A 12,923-nucleotide genomic window follows, 5' to 3' on the forward strand; every position below is an offset into this window, starting at 1 on the left:
GAGGTCAAAAACCCCACGCACACCCCTTGAGGAGACCCCTGTGAAGGTCGGCTGCATCGGACTCGGCGACATCGCGCAGAAGGCGTATCTGCCGGTCCTCGCCGTCCAGCCGGGGGTCGAGCTGCATCTGCAGACGCGGACACCCGCGACGCTCGCACGGGTCGGCGACGGCCTCCACCTGCCGGTGACACAGCGACACGCCGACCTCTCGGAGCTGCTGGCGCAGGACCTCGACGCGGCGTTCGTGCACGCGGCCACCGTCGCGCACCCCGAGATCGTCACGCGGCTCCTGGAGGCGGGCGTACCGACGTTCGTCGACAAGCCACTCGCCTACGAGCTGGCCGACTCGGAGCGCATGGTGCGGCTCGCGGAGGAACGGAACGTGGGTCTCACCGTCGGCTTCAACCGGCGTTACGCGCCCGGGTACGCACAGTGCGCCGACCACCCGCGCGAGCTGATCCTGATGCAGAAGAACCGCATAGGGCTGCCCGAGGAGACGCGCACGATGATCCTCGACGACTTCATCCACGTCGTGGACACGCTGCGGTTCCTGGTGCCGGGGCAGATCGACGACGTGACCGTGCGGGCCCGCGCAGAGAACGGGCTGCTGCACCACGTCGTGCTCCAGCTCGCCGGAGACGGCTTCACCGCGCTGGGTGTGATGAACAGGCTCAGCGGTTCGGCGGAGGAGATCCTCGAAGTGTCGGGGCAGGACACCAAGCGTCAGGTGCTCAACCTCGCCGAGGTGATCGACCACAAGGGGCAGCCCACCGTGCGGCGGCGCGGGGACTGGGTGCCGGTGGCCCGGCAGCGCGGCATCGAGCAAGGCGTGGTCGCCTTCCTCGACGCCGTACGCGCGGGCAAGGTGCTCAGTGCCCGTGACGCGCTGGCGACTCACGAGCTGTGCGAGCAGGTGGTACGAGCGGTTCAGGAGCAGTCCGCCGCAGCCTGAACGCCCGGACGCCCTCCGTCGCGCACAAGGCCGCCAGCACCAGCAGCGCCGCGTGCACCGGCCAGTCGCCGAACCGGACGTACGGCGTGACACCGCCGGCCAGCGGTACGTCGTACACCGCCGACCCGCTCTCATCGGTGCCGAGCCAGGAGCCGACGCGCTCGCCACCGGGGCCGTAGACGGCGGAGACGCCGGTCAGTGTCGCGTGCACCATCGGGCGGCCGGTCTCGGCGGCCCGCAGTGCGGCGAGCGAGGCGTGCTGCTGCGGCGCCCAGCTGTGCTGGAAGGTGGACGTCGAGGACTGCGCGATCAGCACCTTGGCGCCGTCCTGGGCGAGATGGCGGCTCATGTCGGGAAACGCCGACTCGAAGCAGACCATCGGGCCTACCCGCAACCCGTGCCCGGCATCCATCACCACCTGCTCGGTGCCGCGCCTGCGGTCCTCGCCCGCCGCCTCGCCCACCGAGGTCGCCCAGCCGAGAAGGGAACGCGCGGGTATGTACTCACCGAAGGGGACGAGCCGCATCTTGTCATAGCGGTCGCCGGTCGGGCCCTGTGGTCCCACCAGGACGGAACTCTTGTAGATGCCGGGCTGGTCGGAGCGGCGTGCGTCGACGTTCACCAGGATGTCGGCGCCGGTCAGGCGGGACAGCGCGGCGATCCGGTCCGACAGGTCGGGGCGGTCGGCCAGGTCGAAACCGACGCTGCTCTCGCCCCAGACGATCAGGTCGACGTCCTGTCCGGCGAGGGTGCGGGTGAGCGCCTCCTCGCGGGTGAAGCGCTGCTCGCCGCTGTCCGTGCCGCCGATGACACCGGGCTGGACGACGGCGATCCGGACGCGGCCCTCCACGTCCGGGCGGGGCGACCACATCCAGGCCGCCGAGGTCGTGGCGGCCGCGGCGACCAGTCCGGCGAGGGCGGGTATACGGGACTGCCGCACCGAGACCAGCACGGCGACCGCGACATTGACCGTCACCACCAGGAAGCTCAGCAGCCACACCCCGCCGACCGAGGCGAGCCGCAGCGCGGGCTCCAGCTGCCACTGGCTCGACCCGAGCAGACCCCAGGGCCCGCCCAAGCCCTGCCAGGACCGGATGAGTTCGACCATCAGCCACCCCGAGGGCAGCACGACGAGCGCGGCCCCGACCCGCCCCGCCGATGGCACGCCCGCGAGGAACCGTCGTACGAGCCAGCCCCAGGGCGCCCACAGCACACCGAGCAGCGCCGCTATCACGATCGTGAACACATGCAGGTTCGGCAGCAGCCAGTGGTGCACGGCCAGCATGAAACCCAGTCCGCCGAGCCAGCCGTCGTACGCGGCCCGCCTCTCCGTCGGGGCCGAGCGGACCAGCAGAATCCAGGGCACGAGGGCGACGTACGCGAACCACCCCCACGACGGGGCGGGGAAGGCGAACACCGGCAGTGAGCCCGCCAGCACGGCGACGATTCCACGCCGCCAGGGGGAGGCGAGCAGGCGATCGGGCATCTTCATACAGCGCCTCCCTCCCCGGTGCGTGCCTCCAGTGTGCGCGTCGGGGACGATCTCCGACAAGAGCGTCCGCTCAGGTGGCCGCCGGTTCCTGGCCTGTCCGGGGGGTGCGGCGCCACTTCTCCTGGACGACCACCTCGCGCAGCCGCCAGCCCAGGTCCGTACGCACCAGTGCGAAGGCGTACCGGCCGCCGCACACGAAGTCGGGGGCGGTGGATCCGCCGTCGGGTCCCGCCAACCGCATCGGATTGATGTAGTCCGCCTGGACCCGGGCCGTGTCGCCCGTGTCCTGGTCCAGTACCCCGAACCGCACCCGCCGGTTCACGATCAGATGCTGGCGCATGGGGAACAGCCGCATGCTCTGGGCCAGCCATCCCGCGACCTGGTCGGCGTCCCCCTCGATGCCACCGGCCGAGCGGTAGTCGGCGCGTCCGTCCGGCGCGAACAGCCTCCGGTACGCCTCCCAGTCGCCGTCGTCGACCGCCACCGCGTACTCGGTGACGAGTCCGTCCACGGCGAACCGGTCCATCACGGTCGCGAGCTCCACACGCTGCGTCATCGGCTCAGTGTTGGCCACGGGGCGTGCGCAGCCAAGGGGCGTGCAGCGATATCGAGAGCCGTGCAGCGATATTCGGTGGCCCTGGCGTGCTCCGACGGCGGATCCTGTCGGCCGTGAACGATCAATCCCTCCCAGCAGAGCCCAAGTTCCGCATCCAGGCCCGCCACACGCCTACCACGGTCACCGTCTACCAGGCGTACCGCCCGGAGATCGGCCTTGCCGCGGCGCGCGACAACTGTTTTTCGTCCGCCTGGAAGGGGGACCGGATGACATGGGTCATCAAGCCGCGTTCACAAACCTTTCCGCAGCTGAAAGACGGTGGGAGGGCAGATGGGCGCACATGTGGGGGTGAGCCCTCCGAGCCGGGGATGAGTGGTGCCGGCTGACCAGCGAACCAGAGGATGTAGTACCAGGGCGTGTCCCTCGGATCAATGGAGCACGGGAGTCGCCGTCCGCTCCTATGATCTGCTTATGCGTGCCAAGTGGGCGGGGGCCGCTCTGGCGGCGGGGATGGTGTTCCTCTCCGGCTGGGGTTTGGCGGGGGCAGTGACGCTGGGGTGCGAGGCTCATCCCAGGGGAGGGTGCGGCGTACCGGACGGGGGTGGGAAGTACTTCGCTGCCATCATGATGTCGCCTTTACCTCTGGGGTTGATGGTCAAGGCGGGGTTCTACCGGACGGATTGGCGCCCGGCTCTGGGCTTTTCGGCCGGAGCGGTCGCGGGAGCGGTGACCACCTTGACCATGGGCGCGTCTGCCGCCCACTGGTTCGTCGTCGTGGTCCTCGTCCTGGCTGCTGCCGTGACTCCGTGGCTGGCGCGGCGCAGCACCGATGCGGCGCGCCAGGCACGGCATCAGGAACACAAGCGTCGACTGCGCGATGAGCGACGGGCGCGAGCTCGGGAGCGCAGGCGCCAACGACGTGACCAGTAGAAACGATGACGGGACTGAGCCACGTGACTCCTCGGATCATCGCGGCGGTCAAGTGCTGCGGCCGTGCTGTTGATGGGGTCCGTCTCCTGCGCTCGGAAGCAAACAGTCTGCGAACAAGGCTTGACGTGGGTCACCGAGCCGCGTTCACAGACCTCATCCATGCTGCTGGCATGACCGTGAACGGCTGCCAGCGTGTTGCTCGCCTCGCGGGTGGGACGGACAGCGGCCCTGCGGTAGGAGGTCATCTGGCTTGTCCTCCGTCCCGGCGAGCCCGTGCTGCCAAATGACCCCTTGCTGCCGGCCTCCCCGTTCGGACTGCTGGTCAAGGCCGCAGGTGGGCGAGCAGTTCGTCACCGGCGGGGTATCGCTGTTCCTGAGGAAGCAGTCGTGTCGCGGAGTCCAGATCGCCGCGATTGACGAGTGTGCGGATTTCTTGGGCGAGTGGAGTCACGTCGTTGATGGACACGGTCCACTCGTCCGCGTAGCGCGACGATGCCTCGCCCGAGAGTCCGAGTTGCAGCGAGCGGTACGGCAGGGGACGCAAGTTCAGGTCGCGTTCGGGGTCCCACTGGACACGGGCCGGTGCGCGCTTGAGTTCACGCTGCCAGGTGCCGCGATCGGAATGCAGGCCGCGAACGTAGCTCGACAGGCAGGCGTGGCGCAACGCCCAGTCGAAGCCGACGCGAGCGATCTCGACGGCAAGAACGGTCTCCTGCCCAGCACTGGTGCCCCAGTTGGAGCGGTACATCATCCACAGGAAGCTGGGTTTAATCCACGTCATGCGATCCCGCAGCCACGTGGAGGGAAAGCGGCCGTCGCGGACGGCGGTCACTCCGATCTCAGGGGCGTACGCCTGGTAGACGGTGATCGTGGATGCCGTGTGGAGCGCGCGGATCCCGCGGTGCGGTTCTTCCATGGCGTACAGCGTGGGATCGGCCAGCCCAGATGGCCACCGATTTTCGACTGCTGCTCGCTGCGACGGAGCACTCCGGCCGCAGCACCGTGCGGGTTGCCGGTCTCACGGCCGCCTTCTTCAGACGCCTGATTCACTAAGGGTGGCTATTGGGGGTCTACGGTGCCGAGGCAATCCCCGTCGGGCAAGACGCCCCCAGTTCGTTCCAACCAGGGTAATCAGCTGCGTGTGGCCGGTCAGGTGCCCAGGACACGTGCAAAGTTCTATGAACACGGCCTGACATGGATCATCAAGCCGCGTTCACAGCCCTCATCCAGCGCAGCAGCTCTGGACCCAGGTGGAGCTACTCCACCTCGATGCCGAAATCCTGTACGAGTTCATCCAGACCACCCGTGTAGCCCTTGCCGCCCAGGACGAAGTCCCAGTCTCCGTTCGACCTTCGGCGGAAGGAGCCGAGTACCAAGGCGGTTTCGCGCGGTCGGCCGTCGGAGACTTCAAGCTGTCCCTGCTCAGCTAGCCCCGGGTCGAGCAGGCGGATGCTGGCGTCCGTGAAACCGGAGAGGTCGGCGTCCGGGGTGACCTCTGGGTCGATGGCCGCCACGAGTACGAACCGGTCAGCCTCATCGGGCAATCCGTCGAAGGAGACACAGATCGCGGCCTTGTCAGGCGCGGTGGCGGGGAGAGCACGCACTGAGCCGTCCGGCGTCTGCGGGTTGTTGAAGAAGACGAAGTGATCGTCACTGAGGACCCGATTGCCACGGCAGACGAGAGCACACACGTCCAAGGCGACGCTTCCGGTCCACGACATGCCCAAGACGTTGTAATCGTCTGGCAGCCGAGTGTCCGGCACGGAGGGCGTCGGCTGTGCTGAGACTTGCCGACCGCCGTCACCAAGCCGCCCACGCAGCCCATGACGATGCAGCAGATCTACGAGTTCGGGGCCGGAGATGAGTTCCAGCGGCTTGCCGTTGGCGAAAGTGTGCGAGCCAGGGCCGAACCCTGACGTCGTCACGAGGACACCTTTGTTGGCGCCGGCGTCCTGCACGGTTCCGTACAGGTCGCGCACAGCGGTGGGCGGCACCGTGTTGCGGTAGCGCTTCACCTGCACGACGATCTTGCCGCCTCGGATCGGTGCCGGATCCAGTGCGTCGACGTCCACACCACCATCGTTGGAGCGCTGGGTGGTCACCGCCTGCATCCCCATGGCCCGGAAGAGATCGGCAACGAGATTCTCGAAGGCGATCGGGTCCATGGCGAACAGGTCCGGCTCCTCATCGCTGCCGTGGGCGACAACGCGGTTCCCGACATCCTGCGGCCGCCTACTCGGCCGTACCGGTGTGGGCTGGTCTGGGCGAGCCGAGAGCTGCCCGCGCAGGGCGTCAGCCAGGCAACTACCTGCGTCCACCTGCGCCAGGTGCAAGCCACGGAACGAAGAGCGCGAGGCCATGACGGTTGCGAGGAAAATTTGGCCCGGTCGGCCCGTCGTAGGGTCATGCCCATCGACGAACCCGTTCAAGGTCACTGACTCAAGCGCACCCAGCTCATCTGCGGCGAACAGCTCGTGCAAAACAAGCAGCATGCACTGAGCCAGAACCTCCCTGTACAAAGAACGGCGCTGGCCTGCTGGGCGGGGAGTCTCCTTATCCTGGTCGAGCCCGGACATGTACCGAACGGCCTTGACCTCCGGCACGATGCTGTAGGCAGGCAACTCCCAATCCAACACCAATTGCAGGGCTGCCGGGTCGTAGGCTGCTGCCACCTGGCGTGGGAAACCTTCCGGCCATGCCGTCGAGGCGTAGAGAGCGGCAGAGAAGTACTCGATCACGGAATCGGGATCCTGGCGCCTTACGCCTTCGGTTATCGCCACGACGCCGGCGTTGTGCCGCCGTACATCAGCCAGCTGAGTATCGGCCCACTGCTGGTACTCCCGCTGGTACGACGCCAACTGTTGCTGTCGGTGAGCCTCCGCGGCTTGAGTAACCTGCCAGTCCCGCTCGAAGCGCGCTCGTGCTTCGGCCTGCGCCTGGGCCCGGCGACTCGCAGTCCAGCCGCTCTGCGTTTGGTAGTGATTGAAATCCGGCATGGGCACTGGCTGTGCCAAGGGTCCTGGAGCGAAGGGCTGGACCTCCTCAGGTCGCATGAGAGAGGCAGCCCTGAAGGCCGGAGCCTGGCAACCCGAGGCAAGAAGACCTTGCAACGACGCAACCTGCGCGTCCAGCTCCTCCGTGCGCCGTAGAGCCTCTGCCTGCCGGTAGTCGCGGTGGCTCTGAGCAGCTCGCCGCTGGTAGGCCCGCGCTTGCTGATCTTGCTGTCTCCGCCGTCTGGCTTCGGCTTCCAGTTGGCGCTGCTGCTGCCGTTGCATCTCAGCCCAGACGCCGACAAAACCAGTAGAGCGACGACTCATGTGCTGCAGGCCCTCCCCAGGACGTTGGCAGCCGAAAGGCACTTTGGTTGTCCCCACAACCAGTTGTAACAAGACGACTCTAGCCAGCAAGCACCGTCTCGTATATCCACTCGTCAAAGGAAGCGCGGTCGGTCCATCCCCGCAGGTCAACGTGACTGGACGGTAACCAGGATCGTGCCGGGCCGCAGTACCCAAACGGTCGCATATCCCGGCACTGGTCTCGCAGTGCGCATCGGAACCAGAAAGGACCATGAACGCGGCTTGACATGGATCATCAAGCCGCGTTCACAGCCTCCAGGGAGATGTACCTGACCCTTGGCCTGTATCAACTCCCTTGGGTGTACCCGCCGAAGGATGGATCATGGCTGCGTGACGAAGTGGACGAAAAAGGAAGCTCTGGTCGAGCAGCCAAACTGTGAGCCGGAGCTTTCCGCGTACCAGTAGGCAATGCGGAAAAGGCTCCCTGCGGTCCCCGTAGTACCAGCGCCCGAGCCCTGGGAGCGCATCGCCTACGTCCCCGTCGCGGACTGCTCGGGATCGGTTTCGCGTCGCATCCCGACACCGGAGACGACTTGGTGATGGTCGTCTCGCACGACGGTCACGGCCTCTTGGACGCCGTCACGGGGGAGAAGATCGCCCGGGACCGCAACCCCGAGCCCGAGGACAGCACCCCCGACGCAGACGCCGATCTGTCGTGCCCCTGGCTTGGGACCAGTCGCCGAAAGCAGAGTGCGCATCGCCGGGCTCTTCGGGGGAGGACTGCACACCACCACCGCAGACGGCTGGGCTCTGGAGGTCGTCGCCCCGGCCTGGCCCAATGAGCGGGTTCTGCTCTCCCGTGGCAGTGGACTGCCCCACTCCGATCCCTACAGTGAGCGGTGGTGGCGCACATCTTCCACTCCCACTACTCCGAGCTCCGAGCCGTCGGTTTCTCGCCCTCCAGCCAGACCCTTGCCGTAGCGACGAGCAGTGATCTGTCCCTGTGGACTCGCCGGACCGGCCACAGCCGCAGAAGTAGTACTGAAGCCTGACTGAAAGAGGAGAACAAGCAGCTCAGGGCCCGGATCAGGGAGCTGGAGACGGAGCGGGAGATCCTGTGGAGGGCCGCGAAGTACTTCGCCGGCGAGACCAACTGGTGAGCCGTTTCCAGTTCGTTGAGGATCATCGCGGCGCGAACACGGTCATAGCAACAGAAGCGCCGACTTCCCGAACCGGCCCGAGCCCACCGCGGCCGTCGGCGGGCTCGGATCGTCCGTGCAGCTGGTTTCCGTTACTTCCCGAATGCCTGGCGGAACTCGTCGACGGTCTCGTCCGAGGCCCCGTTTGCGCCGCACACCGGGACGACGCCGTTCTCGGCGGCCACGATGTAGCGCTCACCTTCCGAGAACGTCAGCACCTCCGGCCGGCTCGCGTCGCTGTCGAGCACGACCGTCTCCGTGTCGCCGCCCTTCAACCAGTAGTCGACGCGGAAGGTGACCGTGGAGCCCTTGATGGAGGTGACCGTTCCCACGAAGAGGGTCGGGAACCCGCGCAGGGTGTCGGGACTGGGTGTCACACACTTCTGGCTGCCGAAGCCGCTGTGGGTGGTGAGTGTCAGTGGGCCGGCCGAGGCCGAGTGCCCGTTGTCGTTGTTCGCCATGACTCCTCCGGCGATGCCTCCGCCGAGCAGAAGCAGACCGGCAGCCGCCGCAAGTCCGAGGAGCTGACGGCGGCTCCGTCGCGCAGCGGTCTTGGCGGGGGCCGTATTGCTGGTCTGGAGCGCGGTGCCGGTGGTCAAGATGTCCTCCACAAGTCGGTCGACGTCGGGCAGCGGAGCGTGTGGGGTCAGCGCCGGGTCCGCGGACTTCAGCCGGGCCAGCAACTCGTCGTCATTCACTGACCGCTCCTTCCTTCATCTCTCTTGTGTCCGGACGGTTCGTCATGCTTTCGCCTCAACTGTTCGGCGAGTTTCTTTTTCGCCCGGTGCAGCCGGATGCTCACGGCGTTGGGCGTCAGCCCGGTCGCCTCCGCGATCTGCCGGGGTGCCAGCTCCTCCCACGCCCACAGCCGCACCACCTCACGGTCCAGCGCCCCGAGGGCGGCGAGCGCGGCGTGCAGATCGCTGTGGTCGGCGACCCCGGCCGGCTGCTTCTCCTGCGTCCGGATCAACCGCTCCACCAGCCGGAGCCGGCGCCCGTCGGCACGGCGGGCATTCGCCAGGCAGCCCCGCGCCACCCCGTAGCACCACGGCAGCACGTCATCGGGGTCGGGCAGGGAACCTGGCGCCGACTCCAGGCCGGGGATGTCGTCAACACGGCGCCACAGCACCAGCATCGCCTCCGCCAGGATGTCATCGACCATGTCGGCGCTCGTCCGTCGCAGCAGATACCGGTGCAACGGTTCCACCACCACGTGCGCCAGTCTTTCGAAGCGCGCCCGCTGCCTCTGGCGCGACCCCTCTTCCGTCATGGATTCCACAACCCGTCCTGTCCGGCACCGGCCGGATCCTTTCAGGCGAGGGCGTACGGACACTGATGGTCGTTTCCCGCGATGGTCACGACCTCTTCGACGCGGTCACGGAGGAGAAGATTGCCCGGGACCGCGACCCCGATCCGGACGAGCACACTCCCGACGCATCCCCCGACCTGTCATGCCCTGGGTTGGGTCCGATCGCCGGCAGCAGGGTTCGCCGTTTGGCCACCGATCCCGACCCGAGGATGCGGCAGCTGGCCCCGCGGGACGTCCTGCCTGTTGAACTCGTCCGTCGCCTGGCCGCCGATCCCGATCACACGGTGCGCCGCGCGATCGCGACCCATCCTCGGCTTCCGACCCGCGAGCTGACGCAGCTATTGGCCGATCCATCGGAATGGGTCGCGATCGCCGCAGCCGGCAACCCCAACCTGCCGTCCCAACACATACACCGGCTCCTCGCCCTGGCAGGCCTGTGACACCAGCGTGCGCGCTGCGAGCGGCGGGTCCCGCAACCGTAGGCGGACAGTGCGACGCCTACTACCCGCCGTGACACTGAAGGCCGGCTCTTCAGCAGTCACAGGCCGACGAGTAACTTCCGGCGCCGTTCGACTTCTTCGAGAGGTCTGTGAACGAGGCTTGCGTGGATCATCAAGCAACGTTCACAGATCTGTGCCGCCACGTGCCCCATGAGTGATGCCGCCAGTTGTGCCCGGATTGCCGGTCAGGGATGCAGGTGGGCTAGGAGTTCTGCACTGGCGGGGTATTCCTGCTCCCGGGGAAGCAGTCGGGTAGCGGAGTCCAGTTCGCCGTCCCTGACGAGTGCGTGGATCTCGTTGGCGAGCGGGGTCACGTCGTTGATGGACACGATCCACTCATCCGCGTAATGCGACGATGCCTTACCCGAGAGCCCCAGTTGCAGAGAGCGGTGTGGCAGGGGACGCAGGTGCAGATCGCGTTCGGGATCCCACTGGACACGGGCCGGTGCGCGCTTGAGGTCACGCTGCCAGGTGCCGCGATCGGGATGCAGTCCGCGAACGTAACTCGACAGGCAGGCATGGCGCAGCGCCCAGTCAAAGCCGTCGCGAGTGATCTCGACGGCGAGGACGGTCTCCTGCCCCTCCTTCGTGCCCCAGCCGGAGCGGTACATCATCCACATGAAACTGGGCTTAGACGTCGTTTCTTATGGCGTGATCGGTCGTTGAGCTGTGCATGGCTGATCTCGTTGAGCGGCTTGTGCCGGACGAGTTGTGGGTGTTGTTCAGACGGGTGGTGCCGCCGACGGTGGTCACGCGTCCGCAGGGCGGTGGTCGACGTCGGGCGGGTGACCGTGAGGCCCTGGCTGCGATCATCTTCGTGGCGACGTCGGGCTGCACGTGGCGGCAGCTGCCGCCGGTGTTCGGCCCGGCCTGGCCCACGGTCTACCGCCGGTTCGCCCAGTGGAGCCGGGACCGGGTCTGGGCCAGGCTCTACCGCGTGATCCTCGATGAACTCGGGGCACGGGGTGAGCTGGACTGGTCGCGGTGCGCGATCGACTCGGTCAGTCTGCGGGCCGCAAAAGGGGGCCACTGACCGGACCGAATCCGACCGACCGTGGCAAGTTGGGATCGAAGATCCACCTGATCTGCGACCGGAACGGACTGCCACTGTCCCTGGGCATCTCCGGCGCGAACATGCACGACAGCCAGGGCCTGGAGCCACTCGTGAGCGGCATCCCGCCCATCCGCTCCCGCTGCGGCCCCCGGCGCCGGAGACCGGCGAAACTGCACGCGGACAAGGGCTACGACTACGACCACCTGCGCCGATGGCTCCGCAAGCGGGGCATCCGCCACCGCATCGCCCGCAAGGGCATCGAGTCCTCACAGCGGCTGGGCCGGCACCGCTGGGTGGTCGAAAGAACCGTGTCCTGGCTGGCAGGCTGCCGCAGGCTCCACCGCCGCTACGAACGCAAAGCCGAACACTTCCTCGCCTTCGTCGGCATAGCCGCAGCCCTCATCGGCTACCGCCGACTGATCCGGTGAGCAGTCGGCCGAGAGCAAAAGTCGGCCAACACCGGTGGTGTCAGTGGCAGCTCGTAAGGTGCGCTGGTATTCGACGAGGAGGTTCGATGGGCTTTTCCGGTCATCTGGTCTTTGCACGCAGCGAGCGCCCACTGCTGGAAGCACCCCTGTTCGGCAGCACCGATCCAGGGCTGAGGGACGACGTGCATGAGTGGCAGCCCCGACCGGGCGGCTGGCAGACCCTGCAATTGGAACAAGGCGTCTGGGAGGACGAGTACCTGTTCACCTTGGTCGAAAGGACGGGAGCACCAGCTTGTGTCGCCGACGTCTCCGACAGCAGCGTCGCCCTCGTGACCGGCCTGGACACCAACGGCCGACGCTGGCAGGCATGGCTCAACCTGGACAACGCTGCGGCCCTCCTCGTCGAGGAACCCGAGGACGTGGACGACGTGAGCTTGTGGGTAACCACCCCGGAGTTCGAAGAGGCCATCAGGCATAAGCGTGCAGAGCTCGATACGGAGGTGCAGGACGACGCCGAAGGCGCTCTCGTGTGGGCTTCAGCGGCTGGTGTCCAGACTGCATCGCAGCAGTCTCGGATCGAGGAACTGCTGCGTGCACGGGAGACCTTCGTGGAGGAGCTGTTCGACGCGCTGCTGGATGAACTGGGCTTCCCTGAAGCCGCCCAGTCATCACCGCAGCCATAAGAAACGACGTCTTAGAGGTCGTTTTCATCTGTAGTGCGGTGTTATCTCCAGCTTTGTGCCTACTGGTGATCTGGTGCTGGCGAGTCTGCAGTGCGGGCCGTGGCTGGCTAGGCGGATGGTGGGGCGTCTGGGACAAACGGCGCCCTACGCCTGTCTCATTCCAGGACGCCCGGAGCTGTCCCGTGCTTCGACGCGGCAGAACACACGCCTGGGCGCACGCCCCCGATCGGCGGTATGCCCAGGTCATGACCGACCGTCGCGCGTATCCGAGTGATCTGTCCGATGCCCGCTGGGAATTGATCGAGCCCGTGCTGTCCGCCTGGCGCTCCGAGCGCCGCGGCCGGGCCCTGGACTTCGGCCGGCCGCCCCGGCACGACCTGCGCGAGATCATGAACGCGATTCTCTACGTGGACCGCACCGGCTGCCAGTGGGCCTACCTCCCGCATGACTTCCCGCCCCACCAGACGGTCTACGGCTACTTCGCCAAGTGGCAGACCGACGGCATCTTCGCCCAGCTCAACGGC

Annotated in this window: 12 protein-coding genes and 3 pseudogenes; 8 read left to right on the forward strand and 7 right to left on the reverse strand. The window is 67.1% G+C overall.

The features are described 5' to 3' along the window. Positions 1-40 precede the first annotated feature (40 nt). The gene (locus tag AB0D57_RS26855) at positions 41-952 is read left to right on the forward strand and encodes a Gfo/Idh/MocA family oxidoreductase (protein ID WP_362078038.1); all 912 of its coding nucleotides are present in this window, start codon (positions 41-43) and stop codon (positions 950-952) included. Here the strand turns inward: AB0D57_RS26855 and lnt are convergent. Both lnt and AB0D57_RS26865 read right to left on the reverse strand, forming a co-directional pair. Next, positions 870-2,444 carry an apolipoprotein N-acyltransferase gene (gene lnt / locus AB0D57_RS26860; protein ID WP_362078041.1) on the reverse strand — a complete coding sequence of 525 codons (1,575 nt, stop codon included), beginning with the start codon at positions 2,442-2,444 and terminating at the stop codon, positions 870-872. The two genes, AB0D57_RS26855 and lnt, sit on opposite strands and share 83 nt — an antisense overlap. 70 nt (positions 2,445-2,514) lie before the next feature. Continuing rightward, positions 2,515-3,000 (reverse strand): nuclear transport factor 2 family protein, encoded by a 486-nt coding sequence (locus tag AB0D57_RS26865; protein ID WP_362078044.1) that lies wholly within the window; start codon positions 2,998-3,000, stop codon positions 2,515-2,517. A 101-nt stretch (positions 3,001-3,101) separates the two neighbouring features. On the opposite strand from AB0D57_RS26865, the pseudogene AB0D57_RS26870 reads away from it, so the two are divergent. After that, a pseudogene (locus AB0D57_RS26870) lies at positions 3,102-3,287 on the forward strand (DUF4291 family protein); the annotation flags it as partial. A gap of 184 nt (positions 3,288-3,471) precedes the next feature. Further along, positions 3,472-3,930 (forward strand): hypothetical protein, encoded by a 459-nt coding sequence (locus AB0D57_RS26875; RefSeq protein ID WP_362078047.1) that lies wholly within the window; start codon positions 3,472-3,474, stop codon positions 3,928-3,930. Positions 3,931-4,252: 322 nt separating this feature from the next. Here the strand turns inward: AB0D57_RS26875 and AB0D57_RS26880 are convergent, their stop codons facing one another. Next, positions 4,253-4,846: a DUF4291 domain-containing protein gene (locus AB0D57_RS26880; RefSeq protein WP_362078049.1), complete on the reverse strand. Its 594-nt coding sequence runs from the start codon at positions 4,844-4,846 to the stop codon at positions 4,253-4,255. Between the two features lie 340 nt (positions 4,847-5,186). Next, positions 5,187-7,247 (reverse strand): restriction endonuclease, encoded by a 2,061-nt coding sequence (locus AB0D57_RS26885; RefSeq protein WP_362078072.1) that lies wholly within the window; start codon positions 7,245-7,247, stop codon positions 5,187-5,189. Positions 7,248-8,263: 1,016 nt separating this feature from the next. Here AB0D57_RS26885 and AB0D57_RS26890 point away from each other — a divergent pair. Continuing rightward, positions 8,264-8,412, forward strand: a pseudogene (locus AB0D57_RS26890) (IS3 family transposase); the annotation flags it as partial. A 105-nt stretch (positions 8,413-8,517) separates the two neighbouring features. Here the strand turns inward: AB0D57_RS26890 and AB0D57_RS26895 are convergent. After that, positions 8,518-9,123, reverse strand: a complete 606-nt coding sequence (locus AB0D57_RS26895; protein ID WP_362078052.1) for a hypothetical protein — start codon at positions 9,121-9,123, stop codon at positions 8,518-8,520. Continuing rightward, positions 9,120-9,638: a sigma-70 family RNA polymerase sigma factor gene (locus tag AB0D57_RS26900; RefSeq protein WP_362078055.1), complete on the reverse strand. Its 519-nt coding sequence runs from the start codon at positions 9,636-9,638 to the stop codon at positions 9,120-9,122. The genes AB0D57_RS26895 and AB0D57_RS26900 overlap by 4 nt, the downstream gene beginning before the upstream one ends. A 122-nt stretch (positions 9,639-9,760) precedes the next feature. On the opposite strand from AB0D57_RS26900, the gene AB0D57_RS26905 reads away from it, so the two are divergent. Next, positions 9,761-10,174 (forward strand): hypothetical protein, encoded by a 414-nt coding sequence (locus AB0D57_RS26905; protein ID WP_362078077.1) that lies wholly within the window; start codon positions 9,761-9,763, stop codon positions 10,172-10,174. Positions 10,175-10,419: 245 nt separating this feature from the next. On the opposite strand, the pseudogene AB0D57_RS26910 reads toward AB0D57_RS26905, so the two are convergent. Then, positions 10,420-10,866, reverse strand: a pseudogene (locus AB0D57_RS26910) (DUF4291 domain-containing protein); the annotation flags it as partial. A gap of 41 nt (positions 10,867-10,907) precedes the next feature. On the opposite strand from AB0D57_RS26910, the gene AB0D57_RS26915 reads away from it, so the two are divergent. The 3 genes from AB0D57_RS26915 to AB0D57_RS26925 form a co-directional block, all read left to right on the forward strand. Then, a protein-coding gene (locus AB0D57_RS26915; RefSeq protein WP_362078058.1) for an IS5 family transposase occupies positions 10,908-11,716 on the forward strand; the annotation gives its coding sequence in 2 pieces (ribosomal slippage) (positions 10,908-11,255 and positions 11,258-11,716; 807 coding nt in all). A gap of 86 nt (positions 11,717-11,802) precedes the next feature. After that, positions 11,803-12,399 (forward strand): hypothetical protein, encoded by a 597-nt coding sequence (locus AB0D57_RS26920; RefSeq protein WP_362078061.1) that lies wholly within the window; start codon positions 11,803-11,805, stop codon positions 12,397-12,399. A gap of 245 nt (positions 12,400-12,644) precedes the next feature. Then, a partial coding sequence (locus AB0D57_RS26925) for a transposase (protein ID WP_362078064.1) occupies positions 12,645-12,923 on the forward strand: 279 nt, incomplete at its 3' end.

This window comes from Streptomyces sp. NPDC048275 (assembly GCF_040652275.1).
In the GTDB taxonomy this organism is placed as follows: domain Bacteria; phylum Actinomycetota; class Actinomycetes; order Streptomycetales; family Streptomycetaceae; genus Streptomyces.